The 23,513-nt window shown below is 51.8% G+C and carries 20 protein-coding genes; 6 read left to right on the top strand and 14 right to left on the bottom strand.

Annotated features, from left to right (window positions below; all coding sequences use genetic code 11):
* Positions 1 to 3: 3 nt before the first annotated feature.
* The gene (locus AAE250_RS07385; RefSeq protein WP_294597607.1) at positions 4 to 1,341 is read right to left on the bottom strand and encodes an NADP-specific glutamate dehydrogenase; all 1,338 of its coding nucleotides are present in this window, start codon (positions 1,339 to 1,341) and stop codon (positions 4 to 6) included.
* Positions 1,342 to 1,674: 333 nt separating this feature from the next.
* A complete protein-coding gene (locus AAE250_RS07380; protein ID WP_294597609.1) occupies positions 1,675 to 3,963 on the bottom strand; it encodes an NADP-dependent malic enzyme in 2,289 nt (762 codons plus the stop codon).
* A gap of 174 nt (positions 3,964 to 4,137) precedes the next feature.
* Between AAE250_RS07380 and AAE250_RS07375 the strand changes: the two genes are divergently transcribed.
* Positions 4,138 to 6,639: a family 20 glycosylhydrolase gene (locus AAE250_RS07375; protein WP_294597612.1), complete on the top strand. Its 2,502-nt coding sequence runs from the start codon at positions 4,138 to 4,140 to the stop codon at positions 6,637 to 6,639.
* A gap of 113 nt (positions 6,640 to 6,752) precedes the next feature.
* On the opposite strand, the gene AAE250_RS07370 is transcribed toward AAE250_RS07375, so the two are convergent.
* The gene (locus AAE250_RS07370) at positions 6,753 to 8,861 is read right to left on the bottom strand and encodes a tetratricopeptide repeat protein (protein WP_294597615.1); all 2,109 of its coding nucleotides are present in this window, start codon (positions 8,859 to 8,861) and stop codon (positions 6,753 to 6,755) included.
* Between the two features lie 64 nt (positions 8,862 to 8,925).
* Positions 8,926 to 9,126 (bottom strand): hypothetical protein, encoded by a 201-nt coding sequence (locus AAE250_RS07365; protein ID WP_294597618.1) that lies wholly within the window; start codon positions 9,124 to 9,126, stop codon positions 8,926 to 8,928.
* Between the two features lie 276 nt (positions 9,127 to 9,402).
* On the opposite strand from AAE250_RS07365, the gene AAE250_RS07360 reads away from it, so the two are divergent.
* The 3 genes from AAE250_RS07360 to AAE250_RS07350 are packed head-to-tail and all read left to right on the top strand — an operon-like array spanning position 9,403 to position 10,368.
* A complete protein-coding gene (locus tag AAE250_RS07360; protein WP_294597620.1) occupies positions 9,403 to 9,714 on the top strand; it encodes a nucleotidyltransferase family protein in 312 nt (103 codons plus the stop codon).
* On the top strand, positions 9,701 to 10,051 hold the full coding sequence (locus AAE250_RS07355; RefSeq protein ID WP_294597623.1) for a HepT-like ribonuclease domain-containing protein: 351 nt from the start codon (positions 9,701 to 9,703) through the stop codon (positions 10,049 to 10,051). The genes AAE250_RS07360 and AAE250_RS07355 overlap by 14 nt, the downstream gene beginning before the upstream one ends.
* A 23-nt stretch (positions 10,052 to 10,074) precedes the next feature.
* Positions 10,075 to 10,368 carry a nucleotidyltransferase family protein gene (locus AAE250_RS07350; RefSeq protein ID WP_294597626.1) on the top strand — a complete coding sequence of 98 codons (294 nt, stop codon included), beginning with the start codon at positions 10,075 to 10,077 and terminating at the stop codon, positions 10,366 to 10,368.
* A 402-nt stretch (positions 10,369 to 10,770) separates the two neighbouring features.
* Here AAE250_RS07350 and AAE250_RS07345 read toward each other — a convergent pair whose 3' ends face one another.
* The 8 genes from AAE250_RS07345 to AAE250_RS07310 form a co-directional block, all read right to left on the bottom strand.
* Positions 10,771 to 11,271: an HU family DNA-binding protein gene (locus tag AAE250_RS07345; protein ID WP_294597628.1), complete on the bottom strand. Its 501-nt coding sequence runs from the start codon at positions 11,269 to 11,271 to the stop codon at positions 10,771 to 10,773.
* Positions 11,272 to 11,466: 195 nt separating this feature from the next.
* Positions 11,467 to 13,767, bottom strand: a complete 2,301-nt coding sequence (locus AAE250_RS07340; RefSeq protein WP_294597631.1) for a GLUG motif-containing protein — start codon at positions 13,765 to 13,767, stop codon at positions 11,467 to 11,469.
* An 8-nt stretch (positions 13,768 to 13,775) separates the two neighbouring features.
* Complete coding sequence (locus AAE250_RS07335) at positions 13,776 to 14,036, bottom strand: hypothetical protein (protein ID WP_294597633.1); 261 nt, start codon at positions 14,034 to 14,036, stop codon at positions 13,776 to 13,778.
* Positions 14,037 to 14,440: 404 nt separating this feature from the next.
* Positions 14,441 to 15,286, bottom strand: a complete 846-nt coding sequence (locus AAE250_RS07330; protein ID WP_294597636.1) for an Rpn family recombination-promoting nuclease/putative transposase — start codon at positions 15,284 to 15,286, stop codon at positions 14,441 to 14,443.
* A gap of 210 nt (positions 15,287 to 15,496) precedes the next feature.
* Complete coding sequence (locus AAE250_RS07325) at positions 15,497 to 17,725, bottom strand: fimbrillin family protein (RefSeq protein WP_294597639.1); 2,229 nt, start codon at positions 17,723 to 17,725, stop codon at positions 15,497 to 15,499.
* A gap of 4 nt (positions 17,726 to 17,729) precedes the next feature.
* Positions 17,730 to 17,993 carry a hypothetical protein gene (locus AAE250_RS07320; RefSeq protein WP_294597642.1) on the bottom strand — a complete coding sequence of 88 codons (264 nt, stop codon included), beginning with the start codon at positions 17,991 to 17,993 and terminating at the stop codon, positions 17,730 to 17,732.
* Between the two features lie 25 nt (positions 17,994 to 18,018).
* Entirely contained in the window at positions 18,019 to 18,570 is a 552-nt protein-coding gene (locus tag AAE250_RS07315; protein WP_342288795.1) for a helix-turn-helix transcriptional regulator, read from the bottom strand.
* A 258-nt stretch (positions 18,571 to 18,828) separates the two neighbouring features.
* The gene (locus AAE250_RS07310) at positions 18,829 to 20,109 is read right to left on the bottom strand and encodes an O-acetylhomoserine aminocarboxypropyltransferase/cysteine synthase family protein (protein ID WP_294597654.1); all 1,281 of its coding nucleotides are present in this window, start codon (positions 20,107 to 20,109) and stop codon (positions 18,829 to 18,831) included.
* A gap of 118 nt (positions 20,110 to 20,227) precedes the next feature.
* Here AAE250_RS07310 and AAE250_RS07305 point away from each other — a divergent pair, with 118 nt between their 5' ends.
* Positions 20,228 to 21,277, top strand: a complete 1,050-nt coding sequence (locus tag AAE250_RS07305; RefSeq protein WP_294597656.1) for an N-acetylmuramoyl-L-alanine amidase family protein — start codon at positions 20,228 to 20,230, stop codon at positions 21,275 to 21,277.
* A gap of 40 nt (positions 21,278 to 21,317) precedes the next feature.
* On the opposite strand, the gene AAE250_RS07300 is transcribed toward AAE250_RS07305, so the two are convergent.
* Positions 21,318 to 22,166 (bottom strand): hypothetical protein, encoded by an 849-nt coding sequence (locus AAE250_RS07300; RefSeq protein ID WP_294597658.1) that lies wholly within the window; start codon positions 22,164 to 22,166, stop codon positions 21,318 to 21,320.
* A gap of 8 nt (positions 22,167 to 22,174) precedes the next feature.
* Positions 22,175 to 22,438, bottom strand: coding sequence for a GNAT family N-acetyltransferase (locus AAE250_RS07295; protein ID WP_294597662.1), 264 nt, complete (start codon positions 22,436 to 22,438; stop codon positions 22,175 to 22,177).
* Positions 22,439 to 22,582: 144 nt separating this feature from the next.
* On the opposite strand from AAE250_RS07295, the gene AAE250_RS07290 reads away from it, so the two are divergent.
* Complete coding sequence (locus AAE250_RS07290; protein WP_294597665.1) at positions 22,583 to 23,386, top strand: helix-turn-helix domain-containing protein; 804 nt, start codon at positions 22,583 to 22,585, stop codon at positions 23,384 to 23,386.
* Positions 23,387 to 23,513: the final 127 nt, after the last annotated feature.

Here is a 23,513-nt window from a genome sequence, read left to right as displayed (position 1 = left end):
GTCTTACAGAATACCTTGTGCCATCATGGCCTTGGCTACCTTCATGAAACCGGCAACGTTGGCACCCTTCACGTAGTTTACATAACCGTCGGCTTCTGTACCATACTGTACACAAGCTTCGTGAATGTTCTTCATGATGCTCTTCAGTTTTTCGTCTACCTCTTCTGCACTCCAACTCAGTTTGATAGAGTTTTGAGTCATTTCGAGGCCGGATACTGATACACCACCTGCATTGGCAGCCTTGCCCGGAGCGTACAGAATCTTGGCATCTTGGAATACTTTGATAGCTTCCGGAGTAGAAGGCATGTTGGCACCTTCGGATACAGCCATTACACCGTTGGCTACCAACTGGCGGGCTTGGTCGCCGTTCAGTTCGTTCTGAGTGGCAGAAGGCAGAGCGATGTCTGCTTTTTCACCCCAAGGCTTGGCACCTTCTACATACTTAACGCCCGGATATTGCTCTGCATATTCGCGGATACGTCCACGATAGAGGTTCTTCAATTCCATGATGTAATCCAGCTTTTCGCGGTCGATGCCGTCCGGATCGTAAACATAACCGTCGGAGTCGGACATAGTCAATACTTTACCACCCAGTTCCAATACTTTTTCAGCAGTGTATTGAGCTACGTTACCGGAACCGGAAATCAGGCAAGTCTTGCCTTTCAGGTCAGTACCCTTGGTTTTCAGCATCTCCATCAGGAAGTAGATGTTACCGTAACCGGTAGCTTCGGGACGGATCAATGAACCACCGAATTCGCGGCCTTTACCTGTGAATGTTCCGGTAAACTCGTGAGCCAGCTTCTTGTACATACCGAACATGAAACCTACTTCACGACCACCTACACCGATATCACCGGCAGGAACGTCAGTCTCGGGACCGATGTGACGCCACAGTTCCAGCATGAAGGCCTGAACGAAACGCATTACCTCAGCATTGGACTTGCCGCGCGGAGAGAAGTCGGAACCACCCTTGCCACCACCCATAGGCAGCGTAGTCAGTGAGTTCTTGAATGTCTGTTCAAAAGCAAGGAATTTCAAGATAGAGAGGTTTACAGAAGCATGGAAGCGTACACCGCCTTTATACGGGCCAATGGCGTTGTTGTGTTGTACACGGTAACCCATGTTGGTCTGTACATTGCCTTTGTCGTCCACCCAAGTCACACGGAATTGGTAAACACGGTCGGGGATACAAAGACGTTCAATCAGATTGGCTTTGTCAAACTCCGGATGTTTGTTGTACTCTTCTTCAATGGTAGAAAGAACTTCTTCTACTGCTTGATGATACTCCGGTTCGTTGGGGAACCGTCTTTTCAGGTCTTCTAATACCTTTGCTGCATTCATAATCTACTTCTTTTTTATGGTTATTGTTTTCAATCTTCTTATCAAGTTTGCGGTTGCAAAAGTATACATAAAAATGAAACTAACAAACAATTTATAAATAAAATGCGTCATAAAACAACAATATTGTCATTTTATGACGCAAAAGCGAATAAAAAGATATTATTTATCCTCTTTTAAGTGACTTTATTACCGGAATAAAGACTAATGCCGCCGAAATGGCAAGCGTTAGAATGATTGGGCCGTCAATTCGTTCGACAGATATTAAAACAATGTAGCAAAGTGCCGCCCAAAGCAGCACAATGCAAACTATTTGAAATTTAGATAACGGTCGTTTCATTTGCCTGCTTTCTTTTTATCAACGATAGCGTCGATTACTGCCACTGCGGTGATGTTTACAATATCGCGCACGGAGCTTTCGAAGTCGGTAAAGTGGATAGGTTTGTTCAATCCCATCTGAATAGGACCAATCAATTCGGCATCCGTATTCATGGCCTGCAACAGCTTGTAGGCTGAGTTGGCAGAACTCAGGTTGGGGAAGATGAGCGTATTCACATCCTTTCCTTTCAGGCGGGTGAATGGATATTTGGTATCACGCATTTTGCGATCCATGGCAAAGTTTACCTGCATTTCGCCGTCGATGGCAAGGTCGGGATAATTCTGCTGCATGTAGTCCACTGCTTCGTGTACGCTTACCGGACTTCCTTCCTTGTCGGCGCCGAAGTTGGAGTAACTCAACATTGCCATTACTGGAGTGTGGTTGAAGAAGCGGACGGTGTATTCCGACAGTTTGGCGATATCAATCAGTGTTTCGGCATTGGGATGACGGTTGATAAGTGTATCGGCCAGGAAGTAAGTTCCCTTCTTGGAGTTCAGGATGTGCATGGTACCGAAGTGCTTGTACTCCGGACGGATGCCGATCACCTCTTTGGCTACCTTGATGGTGTTGCTGTACTTGGTGTACAAGCCGGTGATGAAAGCATCGGCTTCACCGGTTTCTACCATCATCATGCCGAAGTAGTTGCGCTCGAACATCTTGTCGTTTGCTTCCTCATAGGTGGCACCTTCGCGGGCACGCTTCTCGGCAAGGATGCGGGCGTAGCGTTCGCGGCGCGGAGCTTCGTCGGGATGACGCAGGTTCACGATTTCAATGCCTTCGAGGCTGAGGTCGAGTTCCTTTGCCAGTTTCTCGATGGCTTCATCGTTACCTAATATAATAGGATGGCAGATACCTTCCGATTTTGCTTCGACGGCAGCTTTCAGCATATTGGGGTGGATACCCTCGGCAAATACCACGCGTTGCGGGTGGCGGCGGGCGGTGTCGTAGAGCTGGCGGGTCAGTTTGCTTTCATAACCCATCAGTTCGCGCAGGTGTACGCAGTAATCATCCCAGTTCTCGATGTTCTTGCGGGCTACGCCACTTTCCATGGCGGCTTTGGCTACGGCGCAAGACACTTCGGTGATGAGGCGTGGGTCAACCGGTTTCGGGATGAAGTATTCGGGGCCGAAGGAGAAGTTGTTTACATGATAGGCTTCGTTCACAACATCGGGTACGGGTTGCTTGGCAAGGTTGGCGATGGCATGTACGGCGGCAATCTTCATGGCTTCATTGATGGCTTTGGCTTGCGTGTCGAGCGCACCGCGGAAGATGTAGGGGAAACCGATTACATTATTAATCTGGTTCGGATAGTCCGAACGTCCGGTTGCCATCAGTACATCGGGACGAGCAGCCATGGCGTCTTCGTAAGAGATTTCCGGAGTGGGGTTTGCCAATGCGAAGACAATGGGCATGGCGGCCATGCTGCGTACCATGTCTTGCGACAGCACATTGCCTTTGGACAAGCCGAGGAATACGTCGGCACCCTTGATGGCTTCCTCCAGCGTGTGGATGTCGGTGTGGTCGGTGGCAAAGTATTTCTTTTGTTCGTTGAGGTCGGTACGTGTCTTGCTGATGACGCCTTTGCTGTCCACCATCACGATGTTTTCCAGTCGGGCGCCAAGTGAAATGTAGAGTTTGGTACAAGATACGGCAGAGGCACCGGCACCGTTTACTACAATCTTCACGTCTTCAATTTTCTTGCCAGCCACTTCGAGCGCATTCAGCAGTCCGGCACTGGAGATGATGGCGGTGCCGTGCTGGTCGTCGTGCATCACGGGGATGTCGAGTTCCTCTTTCAATCGGCGCTCTATCTCGAAGCATTCGGGAGCCTTGATATCTTCCAGATTGATGCCGCCGAAAGTTGGGGCAATGGCTTTGACAGCTTCGATAAATTTGTCGGGGTCTTTCTCGTTCACTTCGATGTCGAACACGTCGATTCCGGCATAAATCTTGAACAACAGACCTTTACCTTCCATCACGGGCTTGCCGCTGAGGGCGCCGATATCGCCCAGCCCGAGTACGGCGGTACCGTTGGAAATTACGGCAACGAGGTTACCTTTGGCTGTATATTTGTAGGCGTCTTGTGGATTCTTTTCAATTTCAAGACACGGCTCTGCCACTCCCGGAGAGTAGGCGAGCGAAAGGTCGGTCTGTGTACTGTAGGGCTTGGTGGGCACTACTTCTATCTTTCCCGGTTTGCCTTGCGAATGGTAGAGCAAAGCGGCTTCTTTAGTAATTTTAGCCATGGTGTATTTAGTTAAAATGGTTATAATTTTGCTGCAAATGTAGGGATAAAAGTTCTAAATTGTAGTTAGCTGTCGATAATTTCTATTATAATTATAGCAGATTAGCTAAAAATGCTTATTTTTGGCAATAAATTAAAACATTACCCCCTTTTATTAACTTAACACGTATGTATTATGAGATTTATGAAACTCCCTTTAGCGGGATTATTACTTTCTGTGATGGCACTATTTACAGGATGTAAAACGACAAGTAACGAACAAAAAGCACCGGTTGTCCTGACCTGGGAGATGGGTGCGAAGGGCATTGAACCCGGATATTATGAGAATACTTTTATTCTCAAGAATATTTCCGAAACTCCTCTGACCAAAGATTGGACCATTTATTATTCACAACTTCCCCGTGGCATCAAGCAGGAAGCAAATGCTGCGGTAAAGATTGAAGCGGTGAACGGAAACTTTTTCAAGATGTCTCCCACGGCCGATTTTACTCCGTTGGCTCCCGGCGATTCCATGCGGATAACGTTCCGTTGCACCTTCAGCGTGGAACGGAATGCACAGGCACCCGAAGGTACTTATTGGGTGGCAACCGCTGCCGACGGTAAAGAAGGCGCTCCCTTGCCCGTGGCGCTGAACTGCTTGCCGCTGCCCAATCCTGAAGCCATGAGAATCTATCCGGATGCTGCTAAAATTTACGAAGCCAACCTCCGACTGACTGACACTCCTCTGCGGACCTATGATATCTTGCCTGCGGTGAAGAAAGCAGTGCCGTCTCAGGGCAGCGTTACGCTGGAAGGTAAAGTCGGACTTGTGTTTCCCGAAGAGTTTGCGGGTGAAGCCGGATTGCTGAAGGAGAAGCTTGCCGGATATGGGCTGGAAGTGGCAGACAATGTCCGTCCCACAATTGTACTGGAGGCACTTGCCGACAAAAAGGAAGCTGTGAATGATGAGTATTATAAGATAGGCATAGGCGATGACGGAATAAGAATTACCGCAGCTACTCCTCATGGAATCTTCAACGGTACGCAGACCCTCCTCGCCATGCTGAAAGGACAGCAGATGCCTTATAAGTTGGACGGAGTGGAGATACAGGACTATCCCGATCTGCTTTATCGCGGACAGATGATAGACATTGCGCGTGACTACACTACCGTAGCCGACATGAAGACGCTCATCGATCTCTTTGCTTCTTACAAACTCAATGTATTCCATTTCCACTTCTGCGACGACGAAGGCTGGCGGCTCGAAATCCCCGGCTTGGAAGAGTTGACTCTGGTAGGTAGCCGTCGCGGCCATACTACAGACGAGAGTACTTGTCTTTATCCCGGTTACGACGGAGGTTATGATCCCGAAGCCGCCACACCGGGCAACGGTTATTATTCCCGTGCCGAATTCATCGACCTACTGAAGTATGCCGCCGAAAGACACGTCCGCGTCATCCCCGAAATTGAGACACCCGGACACGCCCGTGCTGCCATCGTCTCCATGAAAGCGCGATATAATAAGTATAAAGATACCGACCCGCAGAAGGCAACCGAATATCTGTTGACCGACTTGCAGGACTCTTCGAAGTACGTCTCCGTGCAGAGCTATACAGACAATGTGATAGACGTGGCTCTGCCCTCCACCTACCGTTTCCTGGAGAAGGTAGCGACGGAAATTGCTGCCATGTACAAGGAAGCGGGCGTAGAATTGCCGTCCATCCATTTGGGTGGTGACGAAGTGGCGGAGGGTGCATGGACCGGTTCGCCTGCCTGCCTGGCTTTGCTGAAGGAGAAAGGATGGGAAGGTCGACGCGATTTGGCCGAATATTACATCACCAAGATGTCCGGCATACTTCACTCACACGGTATCAAGACCAGCGGTTGGCAAGAAGTGGGCCTGGGACATACTCCCGAAGGACACCGTCAGATGACTTCCGAACTTTATAGCGTGGATTGCTGGACCGGCCCCGAAAGCTTCGACCAGCTTTACAATATGGCAAACTCCGGTTATCCTGTAGTTGTTTCCAGTGTCTGCAACTTCTATATGGATATGACTTACACCGGGCATCCCGACGAACCGGCAGGACTTGACTGGGGAGGCAATGTGGATGAAGCTATTTCTTACTCTATGCTTCCTTTCAACATCTACCGTGCCCTCCGTATGAACCGTGACGGCAGTCTGCGAGACATGAGCCAAGTGAGGAAGGACGGTGTGCGCCTCACGCCCGAAGGCCGTGCCAATATCATCGGTGTCGGCGGCAAGCTCTTTTCAGAGACCATCCGCAATTTCGGTGATGTGGAATACAGTCTCTTCCCCAAGATGATGGGATTGGTAGACCGTGGCTGGAATGCGCATCCTGCTTGGGAAGCTCTTTCCGGTGAAGCCGAAGCAACAGCTTTCAATCAGGAGTTGTCTCGCTATTACGAGGTTATCAGCCACAAGGAGATGCCTGCTTGGGCGAAGGAGAATATTAATTTCCGTCTGCCGTTGCCCGGATTGAGAATGAAGGATGGTAACCTCTATGCTAATGTCGCCATTGACGGTGCCGAGATACGCTACACTACCGATGGAACGGAGCCTACTGCACAATCCGCTTTGTGGCAGGCACCTGTGAAGTGTGATGCTTCGGCAGTTGTCAAGGCTAAGACGTTCTATCAGGGCAAGGAGAGTTTGTCGATAACGCTGAAGAAATAATCCTGTCATTCAGAGCGAAGCGAAGAATCTCTTCTCTTCGTATATTCAGGAGAGTGGATTCTTCGCTTCGCTCTGAATGACAGATAGTGTCAGTAATGGAAGTACATTGCCCGTCAGTGTGCTTCCATTATTTTTTTAATCTCCGCATCCACATCTGTCCCTTCGGGCAGTTCCAGTTTCAGCCGGATGCGGTAGCGCATCTTCGATACACTGGGCTTGCTGATACCTAACGTGTGTGCCATCTCCTCGTTGTTCTGTTTCAGCATGGCAAGTATGCAGAAGAGTTCGTCGCTGTAGGTAAGGTCGGGACAATGGGTGCGAAGGCGGGTTAATGCCATGGGATAGACGGCAGAGAAGTTACGGCGGAACACTTCGGCGTCTTCCTTGCTGAAAAGGCTCTGTTGCAGACTTTCCATGAAGCCTTCCAGGTCGCAGGTGTTGGGGTGGGCGGCTTGTATGTCGGAGAGTTGGCGCAGCAGGGCGCGGTTGCGGTCGTGCAGGCGCTGGCGGGACTCGATGAGGCGGTGCAGTTGCGATTCTTTTTCGTGCAGCAGGGCTTCGGCGGCTTGGCGTTCTTTTTCGGCCGACGCCTTTTCTTGCAGGTTCAGGCGGTGGCGCAGGCTGAGGGCGCGGTGGCGCATCACTCCCCATACGATGACGGCTGCCAGTAGCAGCAGGCAGAGGGCGCCGACGAGCAGCGTGGTGTGCAGACGGCTGTCCTTCAAGGCTACTTCGGCGGTGAGGGCACGGTTTTGCTGCTCCTTCTTCTCGGTCTCGAAGCGGATGTTGGCGGAGGCGAGCTGGCGGATTTTGGAGTCACTGGCTACGGAGTCCGTGAGAGCCTGGTAGTGGGGCAGGAAACGGGCGAGGCGGTCGTATTGTCCCAGCCGGCGGTAGCAGTCGACGAGCAGGCGGGCGGCTTCGTGCGCCATGAGGCGTTGGGAGGTGTTTTCGGACTGGGTGACGGCTTGTTGCAGCAAGGGGACGGCACGGGCATATTGTCCGGCACGGACGAGGGCACTACCGTAGTAGTAGTGGTAGGAGGCTTGGAAGTGGGGCGGCACTTGGCTTTCGTAGGCGGCAAAGGTGCGCAGGCTGCCGGCGAGGGAGTCGGGCAGGGTGCTTAGTAGGTGGGCACGTTCCAAGGCAATCTGCATGCGGCAGTAGTCGTTGTCGGTGACTTGGAAGCAACTGTCGGCACGGGTAAGTGCCAGGAGGGCTTCGTCGGTGCGTTGCATTTCGCCCAAGATGGCGGCGCGGTTTATGTAGGAATAGCCACGGAGGTTGTTCAGCACTTGGTAGTCGTCGGGGGCGTCGGTGACGAGGGCGCAGTAGCGTAGGGCGTCTTCGTAGAGGCCCAGTTGGCGGTAGGCTTCGGTCAGGTTCTCGGCGGCTACGAGGCGGCCTTGCTCGTCGGCGCGGTCGGGGGTGGTGTCGATGGCTTCGCGGCAGAGGGCGATGCTTTGTTCGTACTTGCCTTCGCGGAGGTAGATGTCGGCGAGGCGTGCCACGGAGTGCGAGTACAGTCCGCCGCGGAAGCCGGTGCGGCGGGCAATGTCGATGACACGCAGAAAGGCTTCCTTGGCGCGGGTGCTGACGGTGTCCACGCCCATGTAGGTGATGCCGGCGGCGCCGCTCCAGTAGTTGTCGTATTCGGGGCTTTCGGGGAAGTATTTTCCGTCGGTGCCGGAGGAACTACGGGCGATGCTGTCTTCGGCCTCGGCCAGCTGCATGGCACGGTTCAGCAGTTCGATTGCTTCGTTGTGGCGGTCGAGGGGCATCAGCATTTGGGCTTTGGCGGTGAGGAGGCCGCGCAGGCAGTAGCGTTCGATGAAGGGAAGGCGGAGGCGCTGCAGGCTGTCGAGGTGGCGCAGTCCGGCTTCATAGTCCATCAGGATGTTGTAGTTAGCCATCAGTTCGCGCAGGGCACGGTTGCAGAGTTGGCGGGCTTCACGGGTGGTGAGGCTGTCGGGGTGTGGCGGTGCGGCGGGGTCGAGGCGGGCGGGCAGAAGGAAGACGGAGTCGAGGTAGGGCGTGGCGTCGCGCTCGCGATTCTCGTCGCAGAGCTGGTGGGCGGGGCCCAGGGTGCGCAGGCTGTCGGCAAGGTAGCGGGGAGAAGGCGTGTCTGCGGCGGTAGATGTCTGACTGCTGTTGCCGGTGGGGTGGCAGGCGGCGAGGAGTAGGGGAAGCAGAAGCAAGAACAAGAATATGTGTCTTTTCATGGCTGGTGATTTGAGTGTTTAGTTGTCTGTGTCTTCCATGTCTTCTAAAATTTCTTTTATGAACTCATCGGAAACATTTCTCTATTTCCTTTTCAGCCTCTTCGCGACTTAGTTCCGGATATTTGTTCCGTTCACGCAAACTGCGGCGAATGGCTTTGGCCACTTGAAGGCTTTCTTCCCACTGCATCATCCTCTTGAGGAAACTTTTGCTAATTTCCACGGTGACGCGGTCTTGTCCTTCGCTAATGATTTTGTAATTTCTCATAATGTTCCTCCTTGCTGTATATTGCTTTTAGGGTGATTATTGTTTATAGTCAATACTGTTCTACGTTTCATGACTTCCTCTTTGTTTACAGTGTATGCCTTTTGCCGAATATCCTCCGGCAGTGGCAAAGGTAATGAAAAAAGTGCGACATCCTGCCATCTGTTTGCCGGAAATATGGATTGTCCGCTCCGCAAAGGTAACATTTTCAGGACGATTGCACCTGAAATATGAGGGGAATATGTATCTTTGTGCTTGTAACGAGAAGGAGAAAAGGATATGAATAAAATTATTCAAGATAGATTGGATGCCTTGAAGACGCTTTGCAAACGTTATAGAGTGAAGAGCCTTTATGTATTCGGCTCGGTCAATACTCCTCATTTCAATGATAAGAGTGATATCGATTTGCTGATAGATTTTGAGCCGGATGTCAGCATCGAGGAATATACAGACTCGTTTTTTCTGTTGCGCGAGAAGCTCACGGAGCTTTTCAAACGCAAGATTGACCTTGTGACACGTCGTTCACTCTCCAATCCGTTCTTTATAAATGATGTAGAACAATCTAAACAACTACTGTATGGGGAGTCGTAGCTTGAGGAAATACCTATATGATATTCAGCAATCGATAGAGTCGATTAATGAGTATTTGGGCGAGAAAAGAGATTTCTTTGCTTACGAGCAGAACAAATTGCTCCGACGTGCTGTAGAGCGTGAGTTGGAGATTATAGGTGAAGCCGTCAACCATTTGCTTGAGTTGGATAATACGATAGCCATTGATAATGCACGCCGAATTGTGGATTTGCGTAACTTTGTAATTCATGGTTATGATAAGGTGGATAATGTGATAATATGGGGTGTCGTTAGTAAAGACCTTCCTAAACTGAAGGAGCAGGTAGATATATTGATGGCACAAACTACTATTATTTAGCGTCTAAGTAATAAGTAAGAGATATGGAGACTACACAAGAAATCATTGACCGTCTGCGAGCATACAAGGAGCAGTTCGCCGACAAGTATGGCATCGAGCAGCTGGGGCTGTTCGGCAGCGTGGCGCGGGGGGAGCAGGACGACAAGAGCGACATAGATGTTGTCATTAAGTTGAGCCGTCCCAGTTTCTTCACTTGCTTTGGTATTCAGGAAGAGTTGCGGAAGCTTTTCCGTCGTAAGGTCGATTTAGTAACCCTGCACGAGAACATGTTCCGCAGTTTTCGTCAAAACCTTGAACGTGATGCGATATATGTCTGAAACGAGTGTCCTGCACCGCATCATCGCCGATTTGCGGCGTGGCGATTGCCCTGCCCTTTAAGAACTTCTCCCTGTACAAGTCTCCCTTTATAAATAATCCGAATCAGTAGTTGAATTGGCCCAATACGATGATAGACATGAGTTGTATTTTTAGACAGAAGAACAAAAGAACATATCAGAAAATATAAGCTATAGTATATTATGAATTTGTTCTTTTGTTCTTCTGTCTAAAAATAATTCTTTTGTCATTTAACTCATAACACTGTCAGTAATGAGATAATCCAACTGCCGATTGCGCCTAACTAAGAAGAGAGTGTCAAACCTGAAATACTAATCTCAGTTTTGACACTCTCTCCGTTGAAGGGGGCGTGAGCCTTCTCCCGTCTCCTCCTCCGCCGCCGCTTATCCAAACGGATTCTCGTTCAGGTCGCCGTCCGGCCCTACGCTGCCGCCGGGTGTGGAGCCGCCGCCACTGCCGCCGGGCGTACCCGTGCCGTCCAGGTGACTGATGGAGTTGACATTCGTCCACGTCACATCCTCGCCGATGAGGGCGCGGGTGACGGTGTTTCCTTTGCGGCGCGATTCGGGGACGAAGCGCACGCGGGTGCCGGCGATTTGGTTGGCCGTCACCTTCTCGGCGCTGTCCACGCCCTTGCCGGTGGAGACGCAGGTGTAGTAGAAGGTGCCCAGACCTTCGACGTGCACGGTGCGGCCGGTGTTCATACTCGTCCCCAGCACCAGGCCGAGGGCTTCGAGGGTGGCTTTGGCGTCGGCGCTGCTCACGGTGGAGATGAGCGCTATCTGCTTGCAAAGCTCGTCCATTTCGATGGGCTTGCCCACGCTCACGGCTTGGGGGTGCCACATCTTGGACATCTTTTTGTAAATAGGTTTGAAAAATGCCATACTCTATGGTTTTTAAGTGAAACATGCCCTGAGGACCTCTGTGGAGGGGGTGGGACACTTCTAAGAAGTATCACTGATACTTGTGCTAAGTGTCGGGGATACTTCTTAGAAGTGTCGAGGATACTTGTGCTAAGTGTCGGTGAGGCTCTCCGGTGTCTGTCCGGCTGCGCTTCGGTTGTCAGGATTTATTTAATTTTATTTGTTGTTCGGGACGGTGTGGCCTTCCTGGCAATCGGTCACGGTCGTGTTCTTGCCGCCGCCGATGCGGTTGTCGCTGCCTTCGCTCGATGAGGCTGGGCTACCATCCACCGTGGCTTCGTTGGCGCAGCAGGAATATACTGTGCCGTCCGTGGTGTTGCTGCCCACCAGGCCGCCGGTATAGTTCTCGGTGCCGGAAGCGCCGGTGACGCTGCCTGCTGCCACTGCTGCTGTCGATGTATTGCGGCTGGTGTGCAGGGTGCCGCTACTGCTACCTGCGAGCCCGCCGGTGTAGCATTTTGTGGCAGCTGTTCCGCCTGTAACCGTGCCCTCATTGGTGCAGCCGATGATTTCGTTATTGGTACTGAGAGCGGCTACCAATCCGCCGGTATAACTGCTGTAGCCGCTGGTCTTTCCTCCGGTCACGTCTCCTGTGTTCCGGCTGTTGGAGAGGGTGGTATAACCTCTCACATATCCTATCAGTCCGCCGGCATAGCAATCCTTGCTGGCATTGTCTCCGATGCCCACCTTGCCATGGTTCCGGCAGTTATGGATGCTGACAGGGGAATCGATGTTGCCCACTGCATATCCTGCTACTCCGCCGACATAGCTTTTGCTGTCTGTAGCTCCCGCAATCTCGGCATGGTTGGTGCACGATTCAAGTCGGCTGCTGATACCTGCATATCCCACCAGTCCGCCGGCCTTGCTGCTGGATGTACCTGCACTTCCGCCTTGCACCTTGCTGCCTGCCTCTACCGTGCAGCCGGACAGGGTTATGTCTTGGCTCTGTCCTATGAGGCCACCGGTGTTGGAGGTATTGCCGGTAGTTTTCCCGCCGCTGACGGTGCCTTTGTAGCTGCATCCGCTGATGGGGGTGTTTCTGGCATATCCTACCAGTCCGCCGGTGCTGCACTCGGCACTGCCGTTATAGCTGTTTGTTACCGTGGCTGCTACGTGGAGGTTGCGTATAGAGGCATTACTGATGTATCCGAAGAGCCCGAAATTCGCACTGCTTCCCTTCAATGTTCCGCTGATGGTGTGTCCGTTGCCGTCGAAGTTTCCACTGAACGTGTGTGAGTAGTCTGTTCCTATCGGCGTCCATTCTGTTGTAGCTATATTGATGTCGGTGGTGAGGCGGAAGTAGCTGTTGTTATAGTTGTTTCCTCCATTGACTTGTGTTTGCAGGTACTTCAATTGTGCGGCGGTGGAGATGATGTAGGGGGATGTTTGGCCGCCGTCGCCGGAGGCGAAGGCGGTGGCAGCCTGGGTGCTGTTATCCAAAGTCTGTGCCGTGGTGCTGCTTTCCACTTTCGTCCATTTGCTGTTGTCGTTGTCGCTTATCGTTGCGGTATATCGCATGCCTGCCACGTATGCTTTGCCTATCTGCGGCGTGGTGTAGCGGTAGGCGGTTCCGTCGTTGCAGCGCACGATGAGGGTGAAAGTCTTACCGGTGAGGTCGGTGGGGAATATCATCAGATGTGCGGTGAAGCCGCTTTCCGTCCAGGTGATGCCGTTCAGCGCGAGGCTGGTGGAGCCGGGAACGTAGGTGCTGCCACTGATGTACATCTTATTATAGAAGCCTGCCCCGGCATCATCCACGCTAAGTATAAGGAGGGCGGGGGAGTTGTCCGGTGCTGTGGAGGGTGTGTAGCCTGTGGGGCGTCCGGTTATCTTCACCGTCATCATGGCGGTGAGGTGGTGGAAGGCGAGGTCGTTGTTCGTGGGGAGGGCATCGATGTCTGCCACGGTGGCGGTCATGTAGTCGTAGGCGGCGATGTGGTCATAGTTATTGTCGCCTGTCTGTATCTGCCCGTCCATGCTGAGGGAGATACTATTCCAGTAGTTGGCAGGTGTTTTGTCGCTCAGCAAGGCTGCCGCTGCGGGGTAGATGGCTTTGGCTACGCCGGTGATGGGGGTGCTCGGGGTAGTGGTGGCGGTGAAGGTGGCGCTCTTTCCGTCACCGGAGATGGAGGAGGGGTTATCTATCTTGTATTCGATGCCGTCGCTTTGACCGCTGGCCGGGTATAGCTTGAAGGCGTCGCCCACGGTCCACTTCACGATGACGCCGGGGGCGGGGGTGCTGCCCGTCTCGTCGGTGTAGCCCAGGCGGGTTTGCGGGGTGTTGCTTCCGGCATCGCCGTCGGTGGCAAGGGTGGCGGTAAGGGTGATGGGGGTGCCTGCATCATCGCCGACGGCTGTCGGGACGGGCGTTTCGTTGCTGCATGCAGCGGCAAGGGCTAGCAAGAGGGCTGTGGCAGCCGCTGCTTGCGCAAGGGGTAGGAAATGGAGTTTCTTCATGGCGTGTGTCATTGTTCTATGGTGAGTATATCGTTTATCAAGTCTTCCAGGTCGCTGGTGGTGGCGCTGTTGTAGTTGCGTCGGCCGGGGGAGGAGTAGGTTCCGGTGTTACGGAGGCTGAATGCGTCGGCACCGCCGAAGTTGCTGGCGCTCATCACGCTGCCTTCCATTTCCATCTTGATAACTTCTACCCGGGGTGGGGAGTAGGGGGCGCGGGCATTGTCCGTCGTCTGTAGTCTTTCTGCTTGTTTTGCTCTTTCTGTTTTCATAATGCTGCTGTATTATAACGGTTAATTAATAGTGTTATCTCGAAATCGGTTTGATGGGCATCGGGCGTTGCGAGTGATGGTTCGCATGTATCTGTTGTCATTATTTTTATTCCTTCCCTCTGTGATGCTTTTTTGGCGAAATCGTTGCCTCTAAGGTAGTTCATATTTTCATAACAGCCGCATGCGGGCTATGGACAGTTAGATAGACGGTGTGGGGAAATATGGGGTGAAAAGGCAGCAAATGGGCATGCCTTCCCGCCTTCGGAGGAAAAATAAGGGGCGGAAACGACGAAAGCGGAAGGTTTCGGTGCCTTCCGCTTTCGGGGGGATGTGAGGGGGATATGTAAGGATATTATGGGATGTGGCATAGCAGGTATATGTATATACCCAATGCCATTGGCCGACTACAAGGCGGCAATTTGTTCGGGAGTGAACCCGGTGCTTTGGGCGATGATGTCGGCAGAGACACCAGCGGCTTTCAGGTTTCGGGCAACTTCTTCCTTGCCTTCCTTTCGTCCTCTCTGTTCTCCTCTCTGTTCCGCTTTCTTTTCCGCAAATTCCAGCACCGCGAGGTTATCGCGGTAAATCTTAATACTTTCATCGTAGCGCAAGCGCTCCTCTTTCGTCATGGAGGCAATATCTGTGATTTGCTCCAGTTCCTTGAACACAGCCATATAGGGCTGGAAAGGAATGTTCTTGAATGTTTCCATATACTTCAGTGTATAAATCCAACGGTCAAAATTCGTATCACATTCCGCCTCGTTCTTTTCGAAGCGCGGCAGTTCGAGAAAGACCTGGCGAAGCTTGTCGCAAAACAGCTCGCCCGTGTCGCGGTCGGCAAGGATAACGTCGGTGCGGAACTTGCCCGTCTCGTTGAAGCAGAAGTTCATGAAGAACACGCCATAAACGGCATGCACCTTGAACTGCCAGTTGCTTCCTCTCTCGCCCTGTCCGGCGATGGCGCGGGCGAGGTAGTAGAGGGAACGTTCCTTGAAGTTCTCTTGTTCCTTGTACTGCATTTCCACGATGATGGGTTCGTCGTCCGTCGTGGTGCAGTACACGTCGTAGATGGTGCCCCGTCCTTCCGCCACTTCGGGCAGCAGCTCGGGGTTCATGTACTTCACGTCCGTTATCTCTTTCTCCCCTTCGAGCAGGCTGTTCAGAAAGCTGATAAGCAGTCTCTTGGAGACTTCCTGGCCGAATATCTTCTTGAAGCCGAAATCCGAGAAGGGGTTGATGAATCGTTCCATATTGCTTTGTTTTTTAAAGGCTTGTCCTGGTTGCAGGATTCCGCAAAGATAACAAATAACCGTAAAAAAGGATGTGCGTCGGGATGTTTTTTTTCAGCGGTGCAGGGCAGCAGGTAGCCGGCTTGCCAAAAAAATCCCCGTACTCCGGTTGAAGTGCACTCCTAAAGTTTGGTATCCAACTTTTGGGGGTGCACTTCAGGAATAGTGCGCTTAGTTGCCTGCCGGGACGGTGTGGCCTTCCTGGCAATCGGTCACGGTCGTGTTGTCGCCGCCGCCGATGCGGTTGTCGGTGTCTGTGCCCGAAGCATCGGCTGCTTTGCCCGCCACCGTGGCTTCGTTGGTGCAGCAGGAATATACCTCGCCGTTCGTGATGTTGTAGCCCACCAGTCCGCCGGTAAGGTTCTGGTGGTTAGTGGAAGATTCGGTTAAACGGCCGGCTGTCACTATTGCTGTCGATGTATTGTGGCTGGTGTGCAGGATGCCGGAATTGTTGACACCTACGAGCCCGCCGGTATGGCAGTCTTGGGCTGTTCCACCGGTTACCGTGCCCTCATTGGTGCAGTTGATGATAGTATTGCTGCCGTTGTAGCCCACCAGTCCCCCGGTCCTGCTGTAAGAAGCAGCTGTTCCTCCGGTCACGGCTCCCCAGTTCCGGCAGTTGTTGATGTTACTGGGATTACTACCGCCGCTGGGTGCATATCCTACCAGTCCTCCGGTGTAGCTGTTTCTACTTTCAGCCCCCTCGATGTCGGCATAGTTGGTGCACGACTCAAACTGGGTGTTGGAAAGTACATATCCTACCAGCCCGCCGGTATGGCTGTCGGAGGAGGTTGTACTGCCGCCCGTCACCTTGCTCCCTGCTTCTACCGTGCAGCCGGATAAGATGGTATTTTGACATTGTCCCACCAGTCCGCCGGTGTAGTTCTCATTGGAGGTGGAGGTGCCTGCAGTTTTTCCTCCGGTGACGCTGCCTTTGTAGCTGCATCGGTAGAGAGTGTGTCGGCCGTAGTCGGCAGTGAAAAATCCCGCCACTCCTCCGGTGCAGCATTGGGAGGCGTCGTCATAGTTGTTCGTCACCGTGGCTGCTATGCGCAGGTTGCGTATGTTACTATCGACGCATCCGAAGAAGCCGAAATATGGATTGTTGCCTCTCAGTGTTCCGCTAATGGTGTGGCCGCCGCCGTCGAAGCTTCCTTGGAATCTGTTGCTGTAGTCTGTTCCTATTGGTACCCACGTCACGTCGTCCGCTATCTTGATGTCGGTGGTGAGGCGGTAATCGTTGTAGCTCCCGTCATTGACTTTCTTTTGCATCAGCAGCAGTTCTTCGGCGGTGGAGATGAGGTAGGGATCATCATCGTAGCCGGTGCCGGAAGCGAATTTATCGGCTATTTGGGTGCTGCCGGTTAAGGTTTCTGTTGTGCTGCTTTCCGTCCACTTGTCTCCGGTTATCGTTGCGGTGTATCGCATGCCTGCCACGTATTTCTTTCCTATCTGCGGAGTGGTGTATCGGTAGGTGGTGCCGTCTTTGCACAGCACGCTGAGGGTGAAGGTGTTGCCCGATAGATCAACAGGGAATATCATCAGGTGTGCGGTGAAGCCGTTGGTGCCCCAGGTGATGTTTTCCAGCCGTAGGCTGGCAGAGCCGTAGGTAGGTAAACTATTGTCGGTGGACATTTCGCTGTAGAAGTATGCGCCCTCATCATTTGCGCTGAGGGTGAGCTGCACGGGGGAGTTGTCGGCAGCATCGGGGCTTGTGACGGGCGTATAGCCCGAGGGTTGTCCGGTTATCTTCACCGTCATCATGGCAGCGAGGTGGTGGAAGGTGAGGTCGTTGCCTGCGGGGAGGCTGGAGGCATCGGCCACGTCGGCCACCATGTAGTCGTAGGCAGGGGTGTGGGCGTAGCTGTCATCGCCGGTTTGTGTCTGCCCGTCCATGCTGAGGGTGATATTACCCCAGGAGGTGGCAGGGGTTCCGTCGTTCTTCAGGGCTGCCGCTACGGGGTAGATGGCTTTGGCTTCGCCGGTGATGCTGCCGGTACTTGTGGTGGCGGTGAAGATGGCGGTCTTGCCTTCGCCTGTAATGGCTGCGGCGTCCTTTATCTCGTATTCCATGCTGCCGCTCGTGCCCCTGGCCGGGTATAGCTTGAAGGCATCGCCCACGGTCCACTTCACGATGACGCCGGGAGTGGTGGCACTACTTTCGCTCTCGTGGGAGAGGCGGGTATCGGGGGCATTGCCGGTGTCCGTGTCATCGGCCAGGGTGGCGGTGAGGGTGGTGGGACTGCCGGGGTCGGTGCCGTCGGCAGGCGGCAGGGTTTCGTTGGTGCATGCGGTGAGCAGGGCGCAGGTCAGCATGGACGGTAAGGCGCAGGCCAGCATAGGCAGCAGAGCTTCTGCCATCATGGGCAGCAGGGCGGTGTATAGGTTTCGTTTCTTCATGGCGTCATTGTTCTATGGTGAGTATATCGTTTATCAGGTCTTCCAGGTCGCTGGTGGTGGCACTGTTGTAGGTGCGTCGGCCGGGGGAGGAGTAGGTTCCGGTGTTATGGAGACTGAATGCGTCGGCACCGCCGAAGTTGCTGGCGCTCATCACGCTGCCTTCCATTTCCATTTTGATGACTTCTACCCGGGGTGGGGAGTAGGGGGCGCGGCGGGTGGCGTGGATGCTGTCCGTCGTCTGTACTTTTTCTGCTTGTTTTGCTTTCATAATCATATATATTAAAGGTTTATAATCAGTCTTCCTCTCTGAACACCACATAGCCCGGCGGCATCTTTCCGGTGGGCTCGCCCAACTGCTGAATCCATTGCGTCAGTTCCTCTCCTTCGGGGGCGCCGTTCAGCTTCTGGCGCAGGCGTTGCTTGGTCTTTATCACGCTGTTGGGGCTGACGCCGGTGCTTTCGCCTATCTGCCGGTTTCTGAACCCCAACTTTACGAGGAAGCAGGTCTGCTGCTCGGCTATGGAGAGGCGTGTGTGCACGTGCTCTTCCAGCTCCTTCATGAAACCGGGGTAGTGGGTCATCATGAAGGAGAGTATCATCTTGTAACTCTGCTTTTTCCCGGTGGGCAGCAGGGAGGTGCCGTCGTGCTGTGCGCATATTTGCACCATGGGGCATTCGGCTTCGTGCTGTTTCAGTTGTTGTTGCAGGCGCATCTTTATCAGTGCGTCCGTGCGGCGGCGTATCTTCGCCCACCTCCAGGCGGGCAGCAACTGTTGCGCGATAAGTGCAACCGTACATCCGCCAAAAAAGAAGGCGGCAGCCAGTAGTGTGTATTCTATGTTCATTGTCATAATTTATATTCGTTCGTCGCAGTGTGCTCCCATAGTGAAAACACGTGCCTCTAAGGTAAGTGTTATCGGGCTAACTGCCATGTTCTGCCTATGGACAGTTACATAGACGGTTTAAGGGAATTCGAGGTGAAAGGGCAGGAAATGGGCAGCCTTGCCGGAAGGAGGAATTAAAATGAAGGGGAAGGAACAAAAAAGCGGAAGACTTTCCGGCCTTCCGCTTTGAGGGAGATAAAATGTGTGGATGTAAATATTTTATGCTTTCAGCGCCTGTTCGATATCTGCAATAATATCGTCCGCATTCTCAATACCTACCGAGAAGCGGATAAGGTCGGGACGTACGCCGGCTTCCATCAGTTGCTCGTCCGAGAGCTGGCGGTGCGTATGGCTGGCGGGATGCAACACGCAGGTGCGGGCATCGGCCACATGAGTAACGATGGCAGCCAGTTTCAACGAATCCATGAATTTTATGGCTACTTCACGGCCGCCTTTCAACCCGAAGGTGACAACACCGCAAGAACCGTTCGGCATGTATTTTTGTGCCAGGTCGTGGTATTTATCTCCCGGCAGACCGCAGTAATTTACCCAAGCCACCTTGTCGTTCTTAGAGAGATATTCGGCAACGGCTTGCGCATTCTTGCAGTGTTGCGGCATGCGCAGGTGTAAGGTTTCCAGACCGAGATTCAGTAAGAAAGCATTTTGTGGAGACTGGATGCTGCCGAGGTCGCGCATCAGCTGTGCGGTAGCTTTGGTGATGTAGGCCATCTTGCCGAAGGCTTTCGTATAAGTCAGTCCGTGGTAAGACTCATCCGGCGTGCACAGTCCGGGGAATTTGTCGGCGTGCGCATCCCAGTCGAAGTTACCGCTGTCTACGATGGCACCGCCTACGCTGGTGGCATGTCCGTCCATATACTTGGTGGTGGAGTGTACCACGATGTCGGCACCCCACTCGAATGGGCGGCAGTTGATGGGAGTAGGGAAAGTGTTGTCCACAATCAGGGGCACGCCGTGGCTGTGAGCGATGCGGGCAAACTTCTCGATGTCCAGCACTTCCAGCGTCGGATTGGAGATTGTTTCACCGAACAGCGCTTTGGTATTCGGGCGGAAAGCAGCGGAGATTTCTTCTTCGGATGCATCCGGGTTGACGAAAGTCACGTCAATGCCCAGTTTCTTCAATGTTACGCCGAAGAGGTTGAACGTGCCGCCGTAGATGCAGGATGAGGCCACGAAGTGGTCGCCTGCCTGGCAGATATTGAAGATAGCGTAGAAATTGGCAGCTTGTCCGCTGGACGTCAACATGGCACCTACACCTCCTTCGAGGGCGGCTATCTTGGCGGCAACGGCATCGTTCGTCGGGTTTTGAAGGCGGGTATAGAAGTAACCTGCCTCTTCAAGGTCGAACAGGCGTGCCATTTGTTCGCTGGTTTCGTATTTGAAGGTTGTACTTTGGTAGATGGGGAGTACACGGGGCTCGCCCTTTTTCGGAGTCCATCCTGCTTGCACGCAGAGGGTCTCCGGCTTGAATTGCTTTGCCATAATGCTATCTGTTTTTTTAAGAGTTTTTTATCTATTAACGTCTAAGCCATCGCAAAAGTAAGGAAAATAATGTAAATTTGTCCGCAATTAAGGGAAAATACTGCTAAATGATAATCCTATGGCTCGATTATTGCTTTTATTCTTTTTCATGCTTTGCTCTTTTTCGGTTTTTGCCCAAGAAGAATATGCGACTCCGAAATCCGGTGAGGGCATATCTGCCTTTCTTGAAAGGAATAACCGTCCGGCAAGAACGTACTATAAGGAGTTCTTGAAGCTGAACGAGAAGCGTTTGCGAGGAAAAGAAGAATTGCGTTTAGGAGTGAAATATGTATTGCCACCATTGAGAAGCGGTAAGCCGGTAGCCGGTGAAGGCAAGAAAGATAGTGCGGCGAATGTTTCTTCTTCAACCTCTTCCGGTAGTGGAAAAAAGAATGTTCATGAACCTTTGTTCGGAAAAGCGCTTGCCAATGTGCCGGTAACTTCCAATCGCTTGCGGGGCGCTTGCTTCTACGTAGTCAGCGGACATGGCGGTCCCGATCCCGGTGCTATCGGCAGAATTGGCAAGATAGAGTTGCACGAGGATGAGTATGCTTATGACGTTGCCTTGCGTCTTGCCCGCAATCTGATGCAGGAGGGGGCCGAGGTGCGTATCATCATCCAAGATGCTAAAGACGGCATTCGTGACGATCAATACCTCTCGAATAGCAAGCGCGAAACCTGCATGGGTGCCCCTATCCCTTTGAATCAGGTGGCGCGTCTGCAACAGCGTTGTGCTAAAATCAACGAACTTTATAAGAAAGACCGCAAGAACTATAAGTATTGCCGTGCCATCTTCCTCCACGTAGATAGTCGCAGTAAAAGCCATCAGACCGATGTCTTCTTTTATCACTCCAAGCACAGCGCTGAAAGCAAGCGCCTGGCAACCACCATGAAAAAGACTTTTGAGTCGAAATACGACAAGCACCAACCCAACCGTGGCTTTACGGGGACCGTCAGCGCCCGTAATCTGTATGTACTTGCCAACACTTCCCCCGCTTCTGTCTTCGTAGAGCTGGGAAATATTCAGAATACTTTCGACCAACGCCGTTTTGTAATTAGCTCCAACCGCCAGGCTTTGGCGAAGTGGATGATGGAAGGATTTATCACGGATTATAAGAAGTCGAAGTAAAGACGTGCTTACTTCTATTTACTGATTGCTTTTTCGGTCATTATAGGATAATGTCTTTATAGATTTTACCTGGATGTTCTTTGTAGGAACTGCTCTCATAACATTTAACAAGTAATTCTGCGTCTTCTAGCAGTGCTTGGTTGGAGTCTTCTGAAAGATTGGCTGTTAAAATCCCACTACCCAACACTCCCGGATTGCAAGGAGTGGGAGTTTGCCGGATGAAATCTACGATTAACTCTACACAGATACTGTTTTTTATCTGATGCTGTTCCACTGCTTCCTTTATTTCATCATTCAGCTCTTTTTTCATTTCCGGGTTCATATATCCATACCAAAGAAAACACTTCATACCCCGCCGTGCAGCTTCAATAAATACATCCAGATAAGTATGCCCGTCATCATTAGGACGGTTGATTTCATACGGATCTATGTGCAAAAATGTTTTCGGGGACAACGAAGGCAACAACGCCAATGTCCCAGAGATAGAATCGCAGTTATAGAACGTGACACGTGGTGATAGCCCTTGTTGAACTGCATATTCGCGTACCGTGTCGAGCGAAGACTGTTCCAAGTCGAAGAAGATGTATCGGTCTGCTACATCTTTCAGCACATTCATGGCAAGCCCCGGAGAACCGATGTACGTTTCGTTTAGCATGGATTGGTCCTCTATTTGATAGTAAAAAGATTGTGATAAGGAGGCATACCGGGGAGCTTCCTTTAGGAAATGATATATGCCGTATTCTTGTTCGGGAGAATGCTGCATACTGTATTGTGCACATGCCGAGTTCGTTTCCACATACACTTGTGGCTTTTCTCTGCTCAACACATCGCATAACCCCAAGTGTTTCAGCATATCGGCTTGTTTGCCGTAGTGGGTATAGGTTGTCATGGCTACGGTTATTTCATTTCCGGATGCCTCTCCAACCACTTCGCAGCATACCAGCAAGTCGCTTTCGGTTTCAAGCCTTGCTCTGTCGCATACTCATAAGTCTTTTTGACAAGAGCCGCCGCAATGCCCCGCCCTTCGATAGGAGGAGGGACAACTGTGTGAAGAATGTCCAGACTGCTGCTGTCCAGACGATATTCTACATAGGCTGTATAGCCGTCTACTTCGGTGGTGAACAAGTGGCGTTCGGGCAGATGATTGATGATGTACTCCATGACGTTTCCCTTTCTTTGGTGAATGAGTGCAAGGTCGTAAAAAAAAGGGAGAAAGACAAAGGAATGTCTCTTTTTTACAATACGTTATAAATAGAAGGGCGTAACTTTGCCACGATTATCCGGAAACATTTATCTTTGCTTATTATGCAGTCGTTTAGAATCATAAAACCAATTCAGGAACTGGCCTCTTATATCCGCTATTATTGGATATTGAGGGATGATGCCATAGAATCCGTATCGGAACGGACTCTGCCTGTGGGCTGTATTCAGTTGGTATTCCATAAGGGAAAGCGGCTACTATCATTGAAAGAGAATCTGTTGCAGCCGAGAACTTTTGTCTGCGGACAGAGTTTCGGCTTTTCCGATGTCTGCTCGACGGGAGAGATTGCAATGATTGCGGTCGTCTTTCAGCCTTATGCGGCAAAAGCATTCTTGCGAATGCCTCTTGGGCTGTTTGAGGGACAAAGTGTTTCTACAGAAGATATAGAAGATACTGAACTTTCGGATCTGGCAAAAAAGGTGGAAGATACTCCGGAGGATGAGGCTTGCATTCGTCTGATCGAGTTGTTTTTGCTTCATCGGTTTTATGATTTTTCAGATTATCACTTGAAAAGGATATCGGCTGCATTGTTGGAAATCAATGAACAGCCACAGACCAATATTGCCCGGCTGGCAGACATCGCCTGTTGGAGTAGCAAGCAATTCAGCCGGGTGTTTACGGAATATGTGGGAACTACTCCCAAGGGCTTTATGCGCATTGTGCGTATGCAGCGGGCACTTTATAAGATACAGTGCAATCCCGGGCTTCCGTTGGTGCAGGTGGCTTATGAGTGCGGGTTTACCGATCAGTCGCACATGATAAAGGAGTTCCGGCTTTTTTCAGGTTACACGCCGGTGGAGTATCTTGCTGTCTGTGCACCTTATTCCGATTATTTTTCCAATGAATGAAAAGGGCTGTTTAAAGTGGGTAGATACGTTTAAATAGAAGATGTCTCTTTTTTACTATCGGGAGAGTTTGGGTTGCTCTACTTTTGCAGAGTCTTTGCAAAGGCACAGTAGTAACTAAAACAAAAAG

The sequence above is a fragment of the Bacteroides sp. GD17 genome (assembly GCF_038448625.1).
Taxonomy (GTDB): Bacteria; Bacteroidota; Bacteroidia; order Bacteroidales; family Bacteroidaceae; genus Bacteroides.
The sequence above is the reverse complement of the archived record's forward strand: the minus strand, read 5'-3'. Positions and strand labels throughout refer to the sequence as shown.